At 70.9% G+C, this 19,460-nt stretch carries 16 protein-coding genes; 8 read left to right on the forward strand and 8 right to left on the reverse strand.

What is annotated here, in order from left to right; genetic code table 11:
* Nucleotides 1-134 precede the first annotated feature (134 nt).
* Nucleotides 135-869, forward strand: a complete 735-nt coding sequence (locus J2X46_RS09285; protein ID WP_310249487.1) for a VIT family protein — start codon at nucleotides 135-137, stop codon at nucleotides 867-869.
* Nucleotides 870-871: 2 nt separating this feature from the next.
* Here the strand turns inward: J2X46_RS09285 and J2X46_RS09290 are convergent, their stop codons facing one another.
* From J2X46_RS09290 to J2X46_RS09310, 5 genes are all read right to left on the reverse strand, one after another.
* Nucleotides 872-1,738 carry a phosphotransferase gene (locus tag J2X46_RS09290; RefSeq protein ID WP_310249489.1) on the reverse strand — a complete coding sequence of 289 codons (867 nt, stop codon included), beginning with the start codon at nucleotides 1,736-1,738 and terminating at the stop codon, nucleotides 872-874.
* On the reverse strand, nucleotides 1,735-3,624 hold the full coding sequence (locus tag J2X46_RS09295) for a glycoside hydrolase family 13 protein (RefSeq protein WP_310249490.1): 1,890 nt from the start codon (nucleotides 3,622-3,624) through the stop codon (nucleotides 1,735-1,737). Before J2X46_RS09295 ends, J2X46_RS09290 begins: the two co-directional genes overlap by 4 nt.
* A gap of 12 nt (nucleotides 3,625-3,636) precedes the next feature.
* Nucleotides 3,637-4,593 carry a sugar ABC transporter permease gene (locus J2X46_RS09300; protein ID WP_310249492.1) on the reverse strand — a complete coding sequence of 319 codons (957 nt, stop codon included), beginning with the start codon at nucleotides 4,591-4,593 and terminating at the stop codon, nucleotides 3,637-3,639.
* A gap of 1 nt (nucleotide 4,594) precedes the next feature.
* Nucleotides 4,595-6,214 carry an ABC transporter permease subunit gene (locus J2X46_RS09305; protein WP_310249494.1) on the reverse strand — a complete coding sequence of 540 codons (1,620 nt, stop codon included), beginning with the start codon at nucleotides 6,212-6,214 and terminating at the stop codon, nucleotides 4,595-4,597.
* Between the two features lie 122 nt (nucleotides 6,215-6,336).
* Complete coding sequence (locus J2X46_RS09310) at nucleotides 6,337-7,623, reverse strand: extracellular solute-binding protein (protein WP_310249496.1); 1,287 nt, start codon at nucleotides 7,621-7,623, stop codon at nucleotides 6,337-6,339.
* A 134-nt stretch (nucleotides 7,624-7,757) separates the two neighbouring features.
* Here J2X46_RS09310 and J2X46_RS09315 point away from each other — a divergent pair, with 134 nt between their 5' ends.
* Complete coding sequence (locus J2X46_RS09315) at nucleotides 7,758-8,780, forward strand: LacI family DNA-binding transcriptional regulator (RefSeq protein WP_310249498.1); 1,023 nt, start codon at nucleotides 7,758-7,760, stop codon at nucleotides 8,778-8,780.
* Between the two features lie 9 nt (nucleotides 8,781-8,789).
* On the opposite strand, the gene pntB is transcribed toward J2X46_RS09315, so the two are convergent.
* The 3 genes from pntB to J2X46_RS09330 all read right to left on the reverse strand — a co-directional run bounded on the left by pntB (nucleotide 8,790) and on the right by J2X46_RS09330 (nucleotide 12,887).
* A complete protein-coding gene (gene pntB, locus J2X46_RS09320; protein WP_310249500.1) occupies nucleotides 8,790-10,202 on the reverse strand; it encodes a Re/Si-specific NAD(P)(+) transhydrogenase subunit beta in 1,413 nt (470 codons plus the stop codon).
* 1 nt (nucleotide 10,203) lies between these two features.
* On the reverse strand, nucleotides 10,204-11,739 hold the full coding sequence (locus J2X46_RS09325) for a Re/Si-specific NAD(P)(+) transhydrogenase subunit alpha (RefSeq protein ID WP_310249501.1): 1,536 nt from the start codon (nucleotides 11,737-11,739) through the stop codon (nucleotides 10,204-10,206).
* 134 nt (nucleotides 11,740-11,873) lie between these two features.
* Nucleotides 11,874-12,887, reverse strand: coding sequence for a LacI family DNA-binding transcriptional regulator (locus J2X46_RS09330; RefSeq protein WP_310249503.1), 1,014 nt, complete (start codon nucleotides 12,885-12,887; stop codon nucleotides 11,874-11,876).
* Nucleotides 12,888-13,050: 163 nt separating this feature from the next.
* Between J2X46_RS09330 and J2X46_RS09335 the strand changes: the two genes are divergently transcribed.
* The 6 genes from J2X46_RS09335 (at nucleotide 13,051) to rhaI (ending at nucleotide 19,423) form a co-directional block, all read left to right on the forward strand.
* On the forward strand, nucleotides 13,051-14,559 hold the full coding sequence (locus J2X46_RS09335; RefSeq protein ID WP_310249504.1) for a sugar ABC transporter ATP-binding protein: 1,509 nt from the start codon (nucleotides 13,051-13,053) through the stop codon (nucleotides 14,557-14,559).
* Nucleotides 14,556-15,632 carry an ABC transporter permease gene (locus J2X46_RS09340; RefSeq protein WP_310249506.1) on the forward strand — a complete coding sequence of 359 codons (1,077 nt, stop codon included), beginning with the start codon at nucleotides 14,556-14,558 and terminating at the stop codon, nucleotides 15,630-15,632. Before J2X46_RS09335 ends, J2X46_RS09340 begins: the two co-directional genes overlap by 4 nt.
* Nucleotides 15,629-16,702 carry an ABC transporter permease gene (locus tag J2X46_RS09345; protein ID WP_310249507.1) on the forward strand — a complete coding sequence of 358 codons (1,074 nt, stop codon included), beginning with the start codon at nucleotides 15,629-15,631 and terminating at the stop codon, nucleotides 16,700-16,702. Before J2X46_RS09340 ends, J2X46_RS09345 begins: the two co-directional genes overlap by 4 nt.
* A 22-nt stretch (nucleotides 16,703-16,724) precedes the next feature.
* The gene (gene rhaS / locus J2X46_RS09350) at nucleotides 16,725-17,768 is read left to right on the forward strand and encodes a rhamnose ABC transporter substrate-binding protein (RefSeq protein ID WP_310249509.1); all 1,044 of its coding nucleotides are present in this window, start codon (nucleotides 16,725-16,727) and stop codon (nucleotides 17,766-17,768) included.
* A gap of 129 nt (nucleotides 17,769-17,897) precedes the next feature.
* Nucleotides 17,898-18,263, forward strand: coding sequence for an L-rhamnose mutarotase (locus J2X46_RS09355; protein ID WP_310249510.1), 366 nt, complete (start codon nucleotides 17,898-17,900; stop codon nucleotides 18,261-18,263).
* Nucleotides 18,260-19,423, forward strand: a complete 1,164-nt coding sequence (gene rhaI, locus J2X46_RS09360; protein WP_310249512.1) for an L-rhamnose isomerase — start codon at nucleotides 18,260-18,262, stop codon at nucleotides 19,421-19,423. The genes J2X46_RS09355 and rhaI overlap by 4 nt, the downstream gene beginning before the upstream one ends.
* Nucleotides 19,424-19,460 lie beyond the last annotated feature (37 nt).

Below are 19,460 nucleotides of genomic sequence, written 5' to 3' on the forward strand. Positions count from 1 at the left end.
CCTCAGCGTGGGAGGACCCGTCCGCCGCTGAACTTCCACGCACTCGGGCGGAAGTCCATCAGGAGCTCAGTGACCCGTTGAGCCCAGCCTCACCTTCGTTGCGCGGCGTCGACCGCAGGGGAAGGATCGATCACGTGAGCCTGGAGATCGGAACCGACGAGGACCCGCAGCACTTCCACGACGAGCTGGGTGACCACGTGGGCACCCGACTGAACTGGCTGCGGGCCGCGGTGCTCGGCGCCAACGACGGCATCGTGTCCACCGCCGGCGTGGTGATGGGTGTCGCAGGCGCCACCGACGACAGCGGCGCGATCGTGATCGCGGGCATCGCCGCGCTCACCGCGGGCGCACTCAGCATGGGTGCGGGCGAGTACGTCTCGGTCAGCACGCAGCGCGACTCGGAGAAGTCGTTGCTCCACCTCGAGGCCGTCGAGCTCGAGCGGATGCCCAAGACGGAGGAGGGCGAGCTCGCGAAGATGTACGAGGACAAGGGCCTCACCCCCGCCACCGCCAAGCAGGTGGCGCGCGAGCTCACCGAGCACGACGCCCTGCGGGCGCACGCCGACATCGAGTTCGGCATCGACCCCGACAACCTCACCAACCCGTGGCACGCCGCATGGGCCTCGATGGTCGCCTTCACCGTCGGTGCCCTGCTGCCGCTGCTGATCGTCGCGTTCATGCCGGACACCGTGCGGGTCCTCGTGACCGTGCTCAGCGTGGCCGTCGCGCTGGCCCTCACCGGTTTCGTCAGCGCCCGCATCGGCTACAGCCCGCGGGTCCCGGCGATGATCCGCAACGTCTCCGGCGGCCTGCTCGCGATGGGCGTCACCTACCTGATCGGCATGCTCGCCGGCACCCAGCTTGGCTGACCTCAGGCCTGGCTCGCCCGCCACGTGTCGACGAGGGCCAGGCACCAGTCCAGGTGCTGCCCCGGATGCCCGGCGAGGCAGCTGGCGGTGACCAGGCCGTAGGCCGCGCGGTGGAGGACGAGCACGTCCGGGTCGTGGCCGAACCGCTCGACGGACAGCGCGTCGAAGGCGGCCGTCGCCGCCGCTGCTCCCGGTCCGAACATGTCCTGCAGCGCGGCTGCCACGGCCGCGTCGAAGGCGGGGTCGCCGACCGTCGAGACGTAGCCGAAGTCGAGCAGCCCCACCGCCCGGCCGTCCTCGAGCAGCACGTGCACCGGCCCGAGGTCGCCGTGCACGAGCCGTGGCGGCACGGGCTCGAGCCCGCGGAGGGCGTCGGCCAGCTCCTCGGCCGCGCCGTCGGCCAGGTCGTCGACGAGCGGGGCGCGGCGCAGGACCAGGTCGGCGAGCGACTCGCCGAAGGGCACGTCGAGGTCGAACGGCTTCTCGCCGTCGGGCACCGGCAGCACCGCGAGGTCAGCGGTCCCGGGCACCTGGGCCAGCACGTCGAGCACGTCGAGCACCGGCCCCGGGGTGGCGGGGGCGGTGGCCCGTCCGCGCAGCCGGCGGTGGACGGTGACGACGAGCCCGTCGACCTCGCCGACGTCGAGGATCCGCGGGACCGCGAGGTCCGACCCGACGGACTCGAGGCCGGTCTCCACCGCGTCGTAGAAGGTGCGCAGCCGCTCGACCTCCTCGCGCGGACGTCGGTCCCACACCTTGACGACCCGTCGGTCGTCGAGTGCCGCGACGACGCCCTCCATGCCGCGCCCGACCTCGTGCGTCACCGGGAAGCCGGCGGCCCGCATCAGTGCGAGCGGGTCGACGCTCACCCGACCACGTGGATCGAGACGCCGGGCTCGCCGGGCAGCGTGAGCACGCTTCCCGCGCTGACGGCGTCCGCGCCGACGAGGGCCTGGAGGCGCGGGTCGGGGCCGAGGGCGTGCAGGGGCAGCTCGACCGCGGGTGCGGTGCGTCGTACGGCGTGCACGAGCAGGGTCTCCTCGGGGTGCTCGCGGAGGAAGGTCATCGAGTCGTCGCCCGCCTGCAGCCAGCGCAGGCCGCCGCGACGCAGCGCGACGTGGTCGCGGCGCAGCGCGATCCAGCGGCGGTAGGCGTCGAGGGTCGGCTCGTCCCACCGGTCGAGGTGGTCCCAGGGGAACGGCGTGCGCGCGTGCTCGCCGTCGACCGCCGTCAGCCCGAGCTCGTCACCCATGAAGACGACGGGCACGCCGGGCATCGTCATCTGGAGCCCGAGGCCGACGAGGTGCCGGTCGCGGCCGTGGCCGGCCAGGTCGGGTCCGCCGTCGGTGCCGCCCCCGGTGACAGTGCGGAAGCGCGGGGTGTCGTGGGAGTCGAGGTGGGTCGTCGACCCCTGCCACGAGGTCCACGGCACCGAGCCGTGCACGTCGCGCATGGTCGCGACGGCCGCCGACGCGGGCAGGACCGGGATGTCGACCGGGAGGCCGAGGTAGTCGAGGCCGTGGGGCAGGCCGTCCCCGTCGGGCGAGCCGCCGTTGAGCCAGCACCAGACCGGGCGGGTGAAGCCGGCGTAGTCCATGGTGCCGTGCCAGCCGGGGCCAGTGAGGTCGGCCGTCGCGTCGTGGCCGTGCTCGGCGAGCAGCCAGGCATCGGGCGAGACCTCGTCGAACGTACGACGGATCGCGTGCGCGACGGCGTGGGCGAGGTCGTCGCCGCCGAGGCGTCCCGTCATGTTGGCGACGTCGACCCGCCACCCGTCGAGCCCTCGGCGCAGCCAGTGCGCGACCACGGAGTCCGCACCGGCGTACAGCCGTCGGGCGAGCTCGGCGGAGTGGTGGTCGAGCTTGGGCAGGCTGGGGATGTCGAGCCAGGCGGCGTAGCCGTGGGCGTAGTCGTCGCCGAAGCGGTAGAACGCCCGCTCGTCCGCGTCCGGGTCGTCGAGGGCCTTGAGGAACCAGTCGTGGTGGTCGCCGGTGTGGTTGGTGGTGAGGTCGCCCATCAGCCGCAGCCCGTGCTCGTGCACGGCCTTGGCCAGCCGCTCCAGCGCCTCGTCACCGCCGAGCAGCGGGTCGACACGGTCGAAGGAGACGGCGTCGTAGCGGTGGGTGGACCACGCCTCGAAGACGGGCGTCAGGTAGAGCAGCGTCGCGCCGAGTCCGTCGAGGTGGTCGAGGTGGTCGGCGACCCCGTCGAGCGTGCCGCCGTACCACTGGAAGGGGACGTCGGGGCCCTTGTGCACGACGGGCTGGTCCCACTCGCACGCGATCGCCCAGTCGGGCACGGGCGCGCCGGTCTCGGTGCGGGCGAAGCGGTCGGGGAAGACCTGGTAGCCGACCTGGTCGGGCACCCACTCCGGCAGGCGGGCCTCGGTGCTGATCCTGAAGTCGCCGCCGTCGGTGACGTCGCCAGCATGGACGCCGGTGGCGTTGAGCCAGCGGTAGTCCGTCGGACCGCGCGAGACCAGGAAGCGGTACGACGTCAGCCGGTTGACGAGCCTCAGGTCGACCTCCCACCAGGTGCCGGCGTCGTCGGTGGCGGCCAGCTCGGCCCGGCTCACGGCCGGCTCGCCGTCGCGCACGGCGCGCAGCACGACGGTGGTCGCACCGACCGAGCCGTCGGCGGTGTGCGGCACCCGCACGCGCAGCCGGAGCACGTCGCCCAGCTCGGGGCGGGTGTGGCTGACGTAGAGCGGCGAGCCGTCGTGGTGGGGGTCGAGCGGGTGAGGAGCGCTGGCCATCGAGCCGTGCCCTCAGCCCTTCACGCCGCCGGCCGTGATGCCGCCGACGATGAACTTCTGGAGGTAGAGGAACAGCAGGACCACCGGGATCGCGGTGAGGATCGAGCCGGCGGCGAAGACGCCGAGGTTGTTGGACCGGTCGGAGTCGATGAGGCCGTAGAGGCCGGTGGCCAGCGTCTTGTTGCCCTCGTCGCGCAGGAAGATCGAGGCCATCAGGAACTCCGCGATCGTGCCCACGAACACCAGCAGGCCGCAGACCGCGAGGATCGGGCGCACCAGCGGCAGGATGATCCGGAAGAACACCTGCACGTGGCTCGCGCCGTCGATCATCGCGGCCTCGTCGAGCGACAGCGGGATCGAGTCGAAGAAGCCCTTGATCAGCCAGACCTGTCCGAGCGAGCCGCCGCACATCATCAGGATGTAGCCCGCGAGCGTGTCGAGCCCGATGGCCGGGATGACCTCGCCGATCTCGGTGAACATCAGGTAGAGCGCGACGAGCGCGAGGAACTGCGGGAACATCTGGATCAGCAGCAGCGCCAGCAGGCCGCCGCGGCGGCCCTTGAAGCGGAAGCGGCTGAAGGCGTAGGCCGCGAGCGCGCTGAAGAGCAGCTGCACGAAGACCACGCAGACGCACACGATGATGCTGTTGCGCGCCCACGTGCCGAAGGGCTGCTCGTCGAGCAGCTTGGAGAAGTTGGCGGTGCTGAACGACTGCGGGATCAGCGTCGAGGTGACCACGTTGCCCAACGGGTTGAGCGAGGCGGAGAGGAGGTACGACACCGGGAAGAGCGCCCACAGCACGGCGATCACGCCCACCAGGTGGCGCCACCCGATCTCGCGGAACCAGCGGCCTGGGCTCATCTTGACCTTCGGGGCGAGGTCACGCCCGCGACCGCGCCCGGAGCCGGCGGTGGCGGGAGGTTCGTCGACGACGGTGGTGCCCGGCGGCGGGCCCTGGACCTGGGTCATGTCAGTTCACATCCTCGAGCGAGCGGGTGGCACGGAACTGCAGGGCGGCGATGACGCCCGTGATGACGAACAGCACGACCGAGACGGCCGCGGCGAAGCCGATCTGCACGCCTCCGGCGCCGAAGGCGAGCCGGTAGGTGTAGCTGATCAGGATGTCGGTGCCGCCGGCCGTCGGGTTGTCCGGGCTGAACGGCCCACCCCCGGTGAGCAGGTAGATGGCACCGAAGTTGTTGAAGTTGAAGGCGAACGTCGCGACCAGCAGGGGCGCCACGGTGACCAGCAGCAGCGGGAAGGTGATCCGGCGGAAGCCGGCGAAGCCGCTGGCGCCGTCGAGCCGGGCCGCCTCGGTCAGGTCCTCCGGGATCGCCTGCAGCGCACCCGTGGCGACCAGGAACATGTAGGGGAAGCCCATCCAGAGGTTCGTGATGAGCACCGCGATCTTGGCCGTGGTGGTGCCGCCGAACCAGTTGATGTTGAGGCCGGTCATGTTGTTGATCAGGCCGAAGTCCTGGTTGTAGAAGCTCGACCAGAGCAGCAGCGAGATGAAGCCGGGGATGGCGTAGGGGAGGATCAGCAGCGCCCGGTAGACCTTCTGCCCGCGGACCCGGGGGTCGTTGAGGGTGATCGCGAACAGCAGGCCGAGCAGGAACGTGCTGACGACCGAGACCGTGGCGAAGATGAAGGTCCAGATGAAGATGCTGACGAAGCTGCTGCTGATCCGGCTGTCGGTGAAGATCGTGTTGTAGTTGCGACCGCCGACGTTGGCCGTCCACGACTGGTCGGAGATCCGCTTCCCGGAGTCGTCGACGAAGTACTCCCGGTCGCCCTGCTTCTTGACCGAGTAGACCGTGTCGCTGGACGTGTCGGTGATCGTGTCGTCGCCCTCGTCGTACACCAGCGTCGGGGCGCCCTCGAAGGCCTCGCTGGTGCCGTCGCGGACGATGAAGCTGTCGCTCTCGGTCGGGATGGCGATCTCGTCGAGGTCGTCCGCGGCGGCGGCGATCTGCTTGATGTTGAGGACCGTGTAGCCGTCGACGGCGGTGACCCGGCCGTTGTCGAGCGTGACGCCGTCGGGGTCCTCCTCGAGGCCGTCGGGCGTCCCCTCGTAGACCTTCTCGGGATCGTCCTGCGGGACCAGGAAGTAGGTGAACGGGCCCGACGTCGGGTCGCCGTCGGTGGCGATCGTCAGGTTGTACTGCGGGGAGTCCGCGGCCCGCGTCACCGACGACCCGACGATCTGGTCGACCGTCGTCTGCTTGTCGTTGCGCGTGCCGTCGCCGTAGTTGGTGAACGACGTCTTCGCCGTCAGCGCGATCGGGTAGACGACGAAGAGGGCCAGCATGAGCGTGCCGGGCAGGAGGTACTTGGCGGGCAGCGCGCGCCCGGTGGCGTACACCGCGACGAGGAGCGCGGTGATCACCCAGATCGCGACAAGGAAGGCCCACGACTTCTCGCCGACGAGGGCGGGCGTGAGGGCGATCGCGGTGCCGATGACGACGCCGAGGAAGAGCACCCGCACCAGCAGGGCCGGTACGCCGTCGCGGCCGGGCCGCGTCAGGCGTCGTCGGCCGTCGGGGCCGCCGGCGGAGTGGGTGTCGGGCGCGTCGAGGAGGTCCGCCATGTCAGTTCCCCTTCAGGGTCCGAGCGGGGCAGTGGTGCAGGGGGGTGGAGCAGAGGGTGGAGCAGGACGGCTCGGGAGAGCCCGGCGGGCGACCTGGGTCGCCCGCCGGCGTTCCCCCATGCTCAGCCGGCGTCGGCGATCGCCTTGTTGATGGTGTCGCCGGCGGACTTGATCGTCGCGACCGGGTCCTTGCCGCTCACGATGGCGGAGTACGCCTTGCCCAGCGGCTCCCACACCGAGGCCATCGCAGGGATGGCGGGCATCGGGGCGGCGGCGTTGGCGGCGTCGGTGAACACCGTCAGGTCGGGGTCGTCGACCTGGTCCTGGACGGCGGTCATCGCGGGCGGCAGCTGGGTGCCCTCGAAGAGGGTCATCATGGCCTCTTCGCTGTTCACGCCGTTGTTCACGAACTCCTGCGCGATGTCCTGGTTCTTGCCGTGCGCGGCGACCATGAACGCCTGGGCGCCCATGAACGGGGCGGCGGCCTCCTGGCCGGCGAAGCCGGGGACGGGCTGGATGCCGTAGTCGAAGCCGGCCTTCTTCACGTCGGCCAGGGCCCACGGTCCGGAGATCAGGTAGGCGGCCTTGCCGCTGGTGAACAGGGCGATGGAGTTGTCACCGCTGATCGAGGTGCGCAGCACCTTGGCCTTGGCCAGCTTGGAGATCTCCTGGGCGGCCTTGATCGAGCCCTCCTTGCCGATGCCGACGTCGGAGTCGTCGTAGCCGGTGCCCTCGTCGTAGGCGAAGATGTAGCCGCCGTAGGACGTCAGGATCGGCTCCATGTGGTAGGCGTCGCCGAGCTCGCCGACCGGGAGGTTGAGGGCGGAGTCGACCTTGCCGGCCTTCACCGCCGCCTCCCCCGTGGAGATCGCGTCGTCCATGGTGGCCGGCTCGTCGGGCACGACGTCCTTGTTGCGGTAGAGCGCGAGCGCCTCGATGCCGTAGGGGACGCCGTAGAGCTTGCCGTCGTAGGTCGTGGCCTGGACGGCCTTCTCGGAGTAGCCCGAGAGCTCGTCCGGGGTCAGGTTCAGCGGCGAGATCGCGCCGTTCTGGACCAGGTTGCCCATCCAGTCGTGGGCACCGACGACCACGTCGGGACCGTTGCCGGCCGCGTCGGCGGTGACGAAGCTGCCCTGCAGGTCCTCGGAGATCGCCTGGACCTTGACGGTGATGCCGTTGGCCTCGCCGAAGTCCTCGGCGACCTTCTTGACGGCGTCGATCTTGAGCGCGTCGGTCCACACCAGCAGGTCGGCGTCACCGCCGCCGGAGTCGGCGTCGGGGCTCGAGCTCGAGGTGCTTCCGGAGTCGGACGAGCTGCTGTCCGAGCTTCCGCCGCCGCCACAGGCGGCGGTGGTCATGGCGAGGACCATCACGGCCACGGGGCCGAGAGTCCGGGTCAATCTGCGCATGTGCGGGTCCTCCAGGGGATGCGTCAGTGTGAGGGTCGCCACACCGTAACAGCGGTTTTGCAAAGTTGAAAAGGCGCTGCAAGAATTTTCAGTACGGGCTGGCGAAAGTGACCTCGATCACTAGGCTGACCCCCGTGAGGATCAGGCTGACCGAGATCGCGGAGCGCTCCGGCGTGAGCATCAGCACCGTCAGTCGTGTGCTCAACGAGCGCCCCGGGGTGAGCCCTCAGGCCCGTCGCCAGGTGCTCACCGCGATCGACGTGCTGGGCTACGACCGCCCGGTGCGTCTGCGCCCGCGGGCCGGCGGACTCGTGGGCCTGGTGCTGCCCGAGCTGGAGAACCCGTTCTTCCCGCGCCTGGCCCACCACCTCGAGCTCGGCCTGTCACGCCTGGGGCTGTCGCCCGTGCTCTGCAGCCAGACCCTCGGCGGCGTCCATGAGGACGACTACGTCGCCATGCTGCTCGAGCACTCCGTGACCGGGATCGTCTTCGTCTCCGGCGTGCACGCCCTCGTCGACAGCGACCCGGCCCGCTACCAGCGCCTGCTCGACCTCGGGCTCCCGATCGTGCTGGTCAACGGCGCCCTCGACGGGCTGGCGGCTCCCTGCATCTCCACCGACGACGTGGCGGCCGTCGACCTCGCCGTGCAGCACCTCGAGCACATGGGGCACCGCCGCATCGGCGCCGCCCTCGGCCAGCTGCGCTACGTCCCCGCGCAGCGCAAGCGCAACGCCTTCCTGGAGGCGATCACCGAGCGGGGGCTGGTGCCCGAGGGACTGACCGCCTCGCAGCTCGTCGAGTCGACGTCGTACAGCGTCGAGGGTGGGCAGCGGGCCGCCGAGCGGCTCCTCGACCGAGGCGTCACGGGCATCGTCTGCGGCTCCGACGTGATGGCCCTCGGCGTCGTGCGCGCAGCCCGGCGACGCGGCCTGCGGGTGCCCGAGGACCTCTCCGTCGTCGGCAGCGACGACAGCCAGATGATGGAGTTCGCCGACCCGCCGCTCACCACCGTGCGCCAGCCCGCCGAGGCGCTGGCCCAGGCGGCGAGCCAGGAGATCGCCGAGCAGATCGCCGGCGCCGAGCCGCACGCGGGTGAGGTGCTCTACCGCCCCGAGCTGGTCGTGCGCGGCTCGACCGCGGCCGCTCCCGACGCCTGACGTACGCGCTCAGCCGAGGGCGGCGACGATCTCGTTGACCTTGTCCTTGGCGTCGCCGAAGAGCATCTGGGTGTTCTCCTTGAAGAACAGCGGGTTCTGCACGCCGGCGTAGCCCGTGGCCATCGAGCGCTTGAAGACGATGACCTCCTTGGCCCGCCAGACCTCCAGCACCGGCATGCCAGCGATGGGCGAGCTGGGCTCCTCGAGCGCGGCCGGGTTGACCGTGTCGTTCGCCCCGATGACGAGTACGACGTCGGTGTCGGGGAGGTCGTCGTTGATCTCGTCCATCTCCAGCACGATGTCGTAGGGCACCTTGGCCTCGGCGAGCAGCACGTTCATGTGGCCGGGCAGGCGACCGGCGACCGGGTGGATGCCGAAGCGCACCTCGACGCCCTTCTCGCGCAGCTTCCGGGTCATCTCGGCGACGGGGTACTGCGCCTGGGCGACGGCCATGCCGTAGCCCGGCGTGATCACGACGGAGGAGGCGTGGGCGAGGAGCTCGGCGACGTCGTCGGCCTGGATCTCGCGGTGCTCGCCGTAGTCGCGGTCCTCGGCCGGCGCGGCGATCCCGAACCCGCCGGCGATCACGGAGATGAACGACCGGTTCATCGCCTTGCACATGATGTAGGAGAGGTAGGCACCCGAGGACCCCACCAGCGCGCCGGTCACGATGAGCAGGTCGTTGCCGAGCAGGAAGCCCGACGCGGCCGCGGCCCACCCCGAGTAGCTGTTGAGCATGGAGACCACGACCGGCATGTCGCCGCCGCCGATGGAGGCGACGAGGTGCCAGCCGAGCGCGAGCGCGAGGACCGTCAGCACGGCGAGGACGACGTCCTGGCCGCGGCCGCCGTCACCAGCGACGTACACGACGGTGAGCACCGCGAACAGCGCGAGCGAGCCGACGTTGATGAGGTTCTTGCCCGGGAGCATCAGCGGGTCGGACTTCATCCGCCCCGAGAGCTTGAGGTTGGCCACGATCGAGCCGGTGAACGTCACCGCGCCGATGAAGATGCCGATCGCGACCTCGGCCTCGTGGATGTTGTTCAGGCTGGCGAGCGGGTAGTGGGAGCCCTCGATGTGGCCGTTGATGCCGATCAGCACCGCGGCAAGACCCACGAAGGAGTGCAGGGCCGCGATCAGCTCGGGCATGCCGGTCATCTCGACGATCCGCGCCCGCCACAGGCCGATCGCCGCGCCGGCCGCGATCGCGACCAGCATGAGCGGGACCGCGACGGAGCTGCCGCCGTCGGAGTTGGCGTCGATCACGGCGATGACGGTGAAGAGGAGCGCCACCGCCATGCCGACGATGCCGTAGGTAAGGCCGTTCTTGGCCGACTCGTGCTTGGAGAGCCCGGCCAGGGACAGGACGAAGAGCAGGGAGGCGACGATGTAGGTCGCACTGGTGGTGGAGACGATGTCCACGTCAGGCTCCCTTGCTGAACATGCCGAGCATGCGCCGGGTGACCGCGAAGCCACCGAAGATGTTGATCGACGCCAGCAGGACCGCGAGCGTCGACAGCACGAGCACCGTGTCGTCCGCGCTGTTGATCTGGAGCAGTGCACCGACGACGACCACGCCCGAGATGGCGTTGGTGACCGACATGAGCGGCGTGTGCAGCGCGTGCGCCACCTTGCCGATCACGTAGTAGCCGATCACGATCGAGAGCATCAGCACGGTGAAGTGGCGGCGGAGGTCCTCGGTCGGGGCGAGCGCGTTGACCAGGCCGAAGAGCGCGATGGCGCCGAGCACCAGGCCGGTCTTCGCCCGCGCCGTGAGCTCGACCTTCGGCTGCTCCGGCTCGGCCGTCGCGGCCGCTTCGACCGCCGGGGCCGCGGAGACCTGGACGGGCGGTGGGGGCCAGAGTGTCTCGCCCTGCCGAGTGACGGTGATGCCGCGCTGGATCACGTCGTCCATGTCGAGCCTCAGCTGCCCGTCCTTCTCCGGGGTGAGCAGCTTGAGCAGGTTCACGATGTTGGTGCCGTAGAGCTGGCTGGTCTGGGCGGCCAGGCGGCCGGCGAGGTCGGTGTAGCCGAGGACCGTGACGCCGTTGTCGGTGACGACCCGCTCGTCCTTCACCGTCGCCGCCACGTTGCCGCCGTTGGCCGCAGCCATGTCGACCACCACCGAGCCGGGGCGCATGGCGGCCACGGTCTCGGCCGTCACCAGCTGCGGGGCGGGGCGGCCGGGGATCAGCGCGGTGGTGATGACGATGTCGGCGGCGCGCGCCTCCTCGTCGTACATCGCGGCGGTGGCGGCCTCCTGCTCGGCGGTCATCTCCTTGGCGTAGCCGTCGGAGGAGACCTCCTGCTCCATGTCGACCGTGACGAACTGCGCGCCCATCGACTCGACCTGCTCGGCCACCTCGGGGCGTACGTCGAAGGCGCGCACGATCGCGCCCAGCGAGCCGGCGGCACCGATGGCCGCGAGCCCAGCGACACCGGCGCCGACCACGAACACGCGGGCCGGCGGGACCTTGCCAGCAGCCGTGACCTGGCCGGTGAAGAGCCGGCCGAACTCGTGGGCGGCCTCGATCACCGCGCGGTAGCCGGCGACGTTGGCCATGCTCGAGAGGACGTCCATCGACTGCGCGCGCGAGATGCGGGGCACCGCGTCCATCGCGAGCGCCGTGACACCGGCGGCGCTGAGCCGCTCGACCAGCTCGGGGCTGCGGGCCGGCGCCATCAGGCTGACCACGGTGGCGCCCTGCCTCAGCCGGGCGACCTCGTCGTCGGTGGGTGCGTTGACCTTCACCACGACGTCGCTGCCCCACACCTCCTCGGCGCTCCCGACCTGCACACCGGCGTCGACGAAGGACGCGTCGGGCTGGTCGGCGGCCACGCCGGCACCGGCCTCGACCACGACGTCGTACCCCAGCGCGGCGAGCTGGGACGCCGTCTTCGCCGTGGCGGCGACAAGGGTCTCGCCGGGTCGGGACTCGCGCGGGATGCCGATGCGCACGTGCTGCCTCCTGGGTGGGGCCGGGTGTGTGGACTGACCTGGACGGCGTGCGGGCCGGGCACAACGTACCGAACCCGGCCTCCCCGTCACCGGCGTCTCAGGTGACGGGGGTCACACGTGTCGGGGAGTCCGACTCAGCCGAGGGTCGAGCGGCGAGCCACGAGCTCGGGGGTGAAGACGAGCTGCTGGTGGAGGTGGTCGGGGTTGTCGGCCTCGTCCATGACCAGCTCGGCGGCGCGGCGGCCGAGCTCCTGGCGGGGCTGACGCACCGACGTCAGAGGTACGGCGGCGGCGCCGGCGTAGTCGATGTCGTCGTAGCCGACGATGGCCAGGTCGCCGGGGACGGCGAGGCCGGCGGTGCTCAGCTGCTGGAGCAGGCCGAGGGCGAGCAGGTCGTTGGCACAGAAGGCGGCGGTGGGCCGGCGCCGCGCGGCCAGCCCCATCACCCGCTCGCCGGCGGAGCGGCCCTCCACGACGGTCAGCCCCGACGTCGGTACGACGACCAGCTGGTCGGGCGGCAGCCCGGCGTCGGCCCACGCCCGGCGCGCGCCGGCGAGGCGGTCGCGCACCTGGCCGATGCTGTCCGGCCCCCCGATGAAGGCGACGCGGGTGTGGCCGCGCTCGACGAGGTGCTCCACCGCGAGCCGGCCGCCGAGGACGTCGTCGACGGCGACCGAGCAGAACTTGTCGTCCTCGCGGGTGCGGTCGACGATCACGAGCGGCGTGCCGTTGCGACGTACTTCTGCGAGGCCCGGGGCGGCCGGGTCGACCGGCGTGACGAGGATGCCCTGCACGCGCTGCTCGACGAGGTGCGCGAGGTAGTCGGCCTCCCGCGAGGCACGGTTGTCGGAGTGGCAGAGGAAGAGCGAGAGGTCCGACTCCTCGGCCGCCCGCTCGGCGCCCTCCGCGACGTCGGTGAAGAAGGGGTTGCGCACGTCGAGCACGACGTAGGCGAGGGTGCGGCTGCGCCCGGCACGCAGCTGGCGAGCCGACTCGTTGCGCACGAAGCCCAGGTCGCGCATCGCCTGCTCGACCCTCCCCCGCGTCTCGGGCGAGACCCGGTCGGGCCGGTTGAGCACGTTGCTGACCGTGCCCAGGGAGACGCCCGCGCGGGCGGCGACGTCCTTCACGGAGGCGGCGCGGGCCACGGCGTACCTCCCTCGGACCGGTGGGTTGAAACGATGTGGCGCGCAGCCTACGCCATCGGCACGCCACCTCGACCTCTGCGAGCAGACACGCCGAGACATGGGGTTGACACGTGTGACGACCCTCACCTACCTTGCGTTGAAACCTTTCAATCCGAGGAGCAACATGCCCACCGCCGCACCGGTGCTCGAGCTGCGCGACGTGTCCAAGTCGTTCGGCCCCGTCGTCGCCCTGCGCTCCGGCAGCATCCGCGTCGAGGCCGGCTCGATCCACGCCCTGGTCGGCGAGAACGGCGCCGGCAAGTCGACTCTCGTCAAGGTCGTCGCCGGCGTGCACCGCCGCGACGCCGGCACCTTCGAGCTCGGCGGCGACGCCGTCGACTTCGGCAGCACCGCGGAGTCCAAGCAGGCCGGCATCGCCGTGATCTACCAGGAGCCGACGCTCTTCCCCGACCTGTCGGTCACCGAGAACATCTTCATGGGCCGCCAGCCGCTCGCCCGCGGCCGCCGCATCGACCGCCAGGCGATGTACGCCGAGGCCGAGCGCCTCTTCGACCGCCTCGGCGTGCGCATCGACCCGCGCCGCCCGGCCGAGGGCCTCTCGATCGCCGACCAGCAGATCATCGAGATCGCCAAGGCCATCTCGCTCGACGCCCGCCTCCTGATCATGGACGAGCCCACCGCGGCCCTGAGCGGCGTCGAGGTCGAGCGGCTCTTCGCCGTCGCCCGCAGCCTCCGCGACGAGGGCCGCGCGCTCGTCTTCATCTCCCACCGCTTCGACGAGGTCTTCGCCCTCGCCGACACCGTCACCGTCATGCGCGACGGGGAGTACGTCGACACGCTGCGCATCGACGACACCGACGTCGACCAGCTGGTCGCCCTCATGGTCGGCCGCGAGGTCGGCGAGCTCTTCCCGAAGACCGCCGCCACCATCGGCGAGACGGTCCTCGAGGTGCGCGGCCTGAGCCGGGCCGGCGTGTTCCACGACGTCGACCTCCAGGTGCGCGCCGGCGAGATCGTCGGCCTGGCCGGCCTCGTCGGCGCGGGTCGCAGCGAGGTCGCCCGGGCCGTGTTCGGCGTCGACCCCTACGACGCCGGCACCGTGACGATGTCCGGCAAGGCCGTGCGCGCGAAGGACCCGCGGTCCGCGATCCGCGCGGGCATGGCGTTCATCCCCGAGGACCGGCGCAAGCAGGGCCTGGTCATCGAGTCCTCCGTCGCCCGCAACGTCGCCGGTGCGATCCGCCGCGGCATCGCCAAGGCCGGCCTGATCACCTCGGCGATGGAGAACCGCGCGACCGCCCCCTGGGCCGCGCGCCTCGAGGTGAAGACGAGCGCCCTCGACATGCACGCCACCACGATGAGCGGCGGCAACCAGCAGAAGGTCGTCATCGCCAAGTGGCTCGCCACCGGCCCGAAGCTGCTGATCATCGACGAGCCCACCCGCGGCATCGACATCGGCACCAAGGCCGAGGTGCACCGCCTGCTCTCCGAGCTGGCCGGCCAGGGCCTCGGGATCCTGATGATCTCCTCCGAGCTGCCCGAGGTCCTCGGCATGGCCGACCGCGTCGTCGTGCTCTGCGAGGGCCGGGTCACCGCCGAGCTCGACCGCGCCGACGCCACCCCCGAAGCGGTCATGCACGCCGCCACCCACCACCCGGAGACCGCCGCATGAGCCAGACCCACCTCGACACCCCGGACGCCGAGGTCTCGACGAGCGAGGCCCTCCTCGTCGAGCCGAGCCGCCTCTCGCCGACGCGCCGCGCGCTCACCACGGTGCTCCGCTCGCGCGAGCTCTCCATCTTCCTGGTGCTCGTCGCGGTCGTCGTACTGGCGACGACGAAGAACGACAGCTTCCTCTTCAGCTCCGACGGCTGGCGCAACTTCCTGCTGAACCCGTCGCTGCTGCTGCTCCTCGCCGTCGGCCAGGCGGCCGTGATCATCACCCGCAACGTCGACCTGTCGGTCGGGTCGGTGATGGCGCTGACCGCCTACCTCACCGGTCGCCTCTTCATCGAGCAGCCCGGCATCCCGATCGTCGCGGTGCTCGCCGCCTGCCTCGCGCTCGGCGCGGTCCTCGGCCTGGTCAACGGCGTGCTCGTCGCCTACGGCAACGTCCCCGCGCTCGTGATCACGCTCGGCACGCTCTACATCTACCGCGGCATCATGCTCACCTGGGCCGGCAGCGACCGGATCAACGCCGGCGACCTGCCGCGCGAGTTCCTCCGCCTCGGCACGCGCACCGTCGTCGGCGTACCCGTGCTGACGATCATCGCGCTCGTCGTGCTCGTCGCCGTCGGCTACTACCTCCACACCGCCCGGGGCGGCCGCGAGCTCTACGCCATCGGCTCCGACCCCGACGCGGCCGTCCTCTACGGCCTGCCCGTACGACGTCGCCTGCTCGCCGCGTTCGTCCTCAGCGGCGCGCTGGCCGGTCTCGCCGGCGCCCTCTACACCGCGCGCTACGGCACGGTGAGCTCCAGCGTCGGCAACGGCATCGAGCTCCAGGCCGTCGCGGCCGCGGTCATCGGCGGCATCGCGATCTTCGGCGGCAGCGGCACCGTCTGGGGCGCCGCCATCGGCGCCTTCCTCCTCGTCACGATCAACCGGGCGCTGCCCAGCCTCGGCATCGAGGACTTCTGGCAGCGGGCGGTCGTCGGCGCGCTGATCCTCGGCGCGATCGTGCTCGACCGCGTCCTCGCCGCCCGACAGGCCCGCAAGCTCGCCGAATCGAGGGACCACTCATGAGCACCACGACCACGCAGGCCCCGGCCCGGACGTACGCGACGTACTCGGCGCCGCTGTGGCAGCGGGTGCTGCTCACCCGCGAGACGGCGGTCATCGCGCTGACCGCGGCGGTGATCCTCTACTCGCTGGCCAACGTGCCCAACTTCGACGGCCCGCTGACGCTGAAGTTCCTGCTGCAGGACATCGCGCCGATCCTGCTGATCGCGCTGCCGATGACGCTGGTGATCATCACCGGCGAGATCGACCTGTCGGTCGCCAGCATCATGGGCCTGAGCAGCGTGCTGCTCGGCGTGCTCCACGAGAACGGCATGTCGGTCCCGGCTGCCGCGGCGCTGGCCCTGCTCGCCGGCCTGGCGTGCGGCGCCCTCAACGGCTTCCTCATCGCGTACGTCGGCCTGCCGTCCCTCGCCGTCACGATCGGCACGCTGGCGCTCTTCCGCGGCATCGCGGTCGGCCTGCTCGGCACCAAGGCGGTCACCGACTTCACCGAGAAGTGGGCCGACCTCGCCACCGACACGATCGGTGAGAGCCGGATCCCGCTGGTGATGATCCCCTTCGCCGTCCTCGCGATCGGCTTCGTGGTGCTGCTGCACTTCTCGACCTTCGGGCGCGGGGTCTACGACATCGGGCTCAACAGCGAGGCCGCGCACTTCACCGGGGTGGACGTGGCGCGGACCAAGATGGTGCTGTTCCTGCTCTCCGGTGTCGTCTCGGCCTTCGCCGGCATCTACTTCACCCTCCGCTTCGGCAGCGCCCGCGGCGACAACGCCACCGGCTACGAGCTCCAGGTCATCGCGGCCGTCCTGCTCGGCGGGGTGTCGATCTTCGGCGGTCGCGGCCGGCTGCACGGCGTGCTCGCCGGCGTCGTCCTGATCGGCGTCCTCTCCAGCGCGCTGCGCCTGGAGAGCGTGACGGTCAACGTCACCAACATCATCGTCGGCCTGCTGCTCGTGGCCTCGGTGATCCTCCCGAACGTCCTTGGGTGGGCCGGCTCGCGGCTGCCCCGCAAGGCATCAGCGGCTCCTCCGGGACCGCGCCCCGACAAGGACGCGGCATCCGCCGCCGTCTAGGAACACGAAAGGTAGAGAGACGATGAAGCTCCACACCAGGCGTCCCACGGCCCTGGCCGCGCTCCTGCTCACCGCCGCGCTGGCGATGACCGGGTGCGGCAGCGACGACGGCGGCGACAGCGGCAGTGGCGGGGACGGCGGCGGGGATGCCCTGAGCCTCACCATGCTCCCGAAGAACCTCGGCAACGCCTACTTCGACACCAGCACCAAGGGTGCGGAGAAGGCCGCCGACGAGCTGGGCGCCGACATCGAGGAGGTCGGTCCCGAGACCGGCAGCCCCGACGCCCAGGTGTCGTACATCAACACCGTCGCGCAGCAGGGCAAGGACGCCCTGATCCTCTCGGCCAACGACCCCGACGCCCTGTGCGACGCGATCGACGAGGCCCGCAGCGCCGACGTCAAGGTCATCACCTTCGACGCCGACACCAACCCCGACTGCCGCGACCTGTTCATCAACCAGGCCACCGCCGAGGGCATCGCCAGCAAGCAGCTCGAGCTGATCTCCGACCAGATCGGCGGCAAGGGCGAGATCGCGATCCTGTCCGCGTCGGCCAACGCGACCAACCAGAACGCGTGGATCGACATGATGGAGAAGGAGCTTGCGGACAACCCGGACTACGCCGACATCGAGCTCGTCGACACGGTCTACGGCGACGACGAGGACCAGAAGTCCTTCGACCAGACCGAGGCGCTGCTGCAGAACCACCCCGACCTCAAGGGCATCATCTCGCCCACCACGGTCGGCATCGCCGCCGCGGCGCGCTACCTCTCGGACAGCCAGTACAAGGGCAAGGTCGCGCTGACCGGCCTCGGCACCCCGAACCAGATGCGTGAGTACGTCGAGGACGGCACCGTCGCCTCGTTCGCGCTGTGGAACCCGGGCGACCTGGGCTACCTCGCGACCTACGCCGCCGCCGCGCTCGTCAACGGCGACATCACGGGCGAGGAGGGCGACTCCTTCGACGCCGGCGACCTGGGCTCCTTCGAGGTCGGCGCCGACGGCGTCGTGCTCCTCGGCGAGCCCTTCACCTTCGACAAGTCCAACATCGGCGACTTCGACTTCTGATCACCAGGGGTCTCGATACGCCCCGCTCGTCCCTCGCGGGGCTACTCGACCACCTGGTTGGTCGAGTAGCCGCCGAGGAACGAGGCGGCGTATCGAGACCCACCGACCACCACGCCAGAGGAGACCGCGATGCCCCGCGTCTGCTTCACCCTCCAGGTCCGCACGGACCGGATGGAGGAGTACGTCGAGCGCCACGCCGCGGTCTGGCCCGAGATGCTCGAGGCCCTCCGGGCCACGGGCTGGCGCGACTACTCCCTCTTCCTGCGCGAGGACGGCCTGCTCGTGGGCTACCTCGAGACCGACGACCTCGCCGCCGCGCAGGCGGGCATGGCCCGCACCGACGTCAACGCCCGCTGGCAGGCGGAGATGGGCGAGTTCTTCGTGGACCTCGACCTCCCGCCCGACCAGGGCTTCTGGCAGCTGACCGAGGTGTTCCACCTCGAGGACCAGCTCGCCGCCCTCTCCCCCACCGACACACCCCAGGACTCCCGATGACCAGCTTCTCCGACATCAGCGACCGGCTCGGCGACCTCGCGATCGAGGTGCCCTCGTGGGCCTACGGCAACTCCGGCACCCGCTTCAAGGTCTTCGGCTCCGCCGGCACCCCGCGCACCGTGCAGGAGAAGATCGCCGACGCCGCCCAGGTGCACAGCGCCACCGGCCTCGCGCCGAGCGTCGCCCTCCACATCCCGTGGGACCTCGTCGACGACTTCGGCGCCCTGCGCACCTACGCCGAGGACCTCGGCGTGCGGCTCGGCACGATCAACTCCAACACCTTCCAGGACGACGACTACAAGCTCGGCAGCCTCACCCACGCCGACCCGGCCGTCCGTGCGAAGGCCGTGCAGCACAACCTCGACTGCATCGACGTGATGGACGCGACCGGCTCGCGCGACCTGAAGATCTGGCTCGCCGACGGCACCAACTACCCCGGCCAGGGCGACATCCGGGCCCGCCAGGACTGGCTGGCCGAGGGCCTGCGCACCATCTACGACCGGCTCGGCGACGACCAGCGGCTCGTGCTGGAGTACAAGTTCTTCGAGCCGGCGTTCTACCACACCGACGTACCCGACTGGGGCACGTCGTACGCCCACTGCGCCGCCCTCGGCGACAAGGCGATGGTGTGCCTCGACACCGGCCACCACGCACCCGGCACCAACATCGAGTTCATCGTGGCCCAGCTGCTGCGGCTCGGGAAGCTCGGCTCGTTCGACTTCAACAGCCGCTTCTACGCCGACGACGACCTGATCGTCGGTGCGGCCGACCCCTACCAGCTCTTCCGGATCCTGGTCGAGGTCGTGCGTGGTGGCGGCTACGGCCCCGACAGCCCGGTCGCGCTGATGCTCGACCAGTGCCACAACATCGAGGCCAAGGTGCCCGGCCAGATCCGCTCGGTGCTCAACGTGCAGGAGATGACCGCCCGCGCGCTGCTCCTCGACACCGACGCCCTCGACAAGGCCCGCACCGCCGGCGACGTGCTGCTCGCCAACGAGATCTTCATGGACGCCTTCTACACCGACGTACGCCGCGACCTGGCCGCGTGGCGCGAGGAGCGCGGGCTGCCCGCCGACCCGATGCGCGCCTACCTCGAGTCCGGCTACCAGCAGCAGATCGAGGCCGACCGCGTCGGCGGCACCCAGGCCGGCTGGAACTGACCACCCCCCACCTCCCGAACCATCAGTGAAGGAACCT

Source organism: Nocardioides sp. BE266, assembly GCF_031457855.1.
Classification (GTDB): domain Bacteria; phylum Actinomycetota; class Actinomycetes; order Propionibacteriales; family Nocardioidaceae; genus Nocardioides.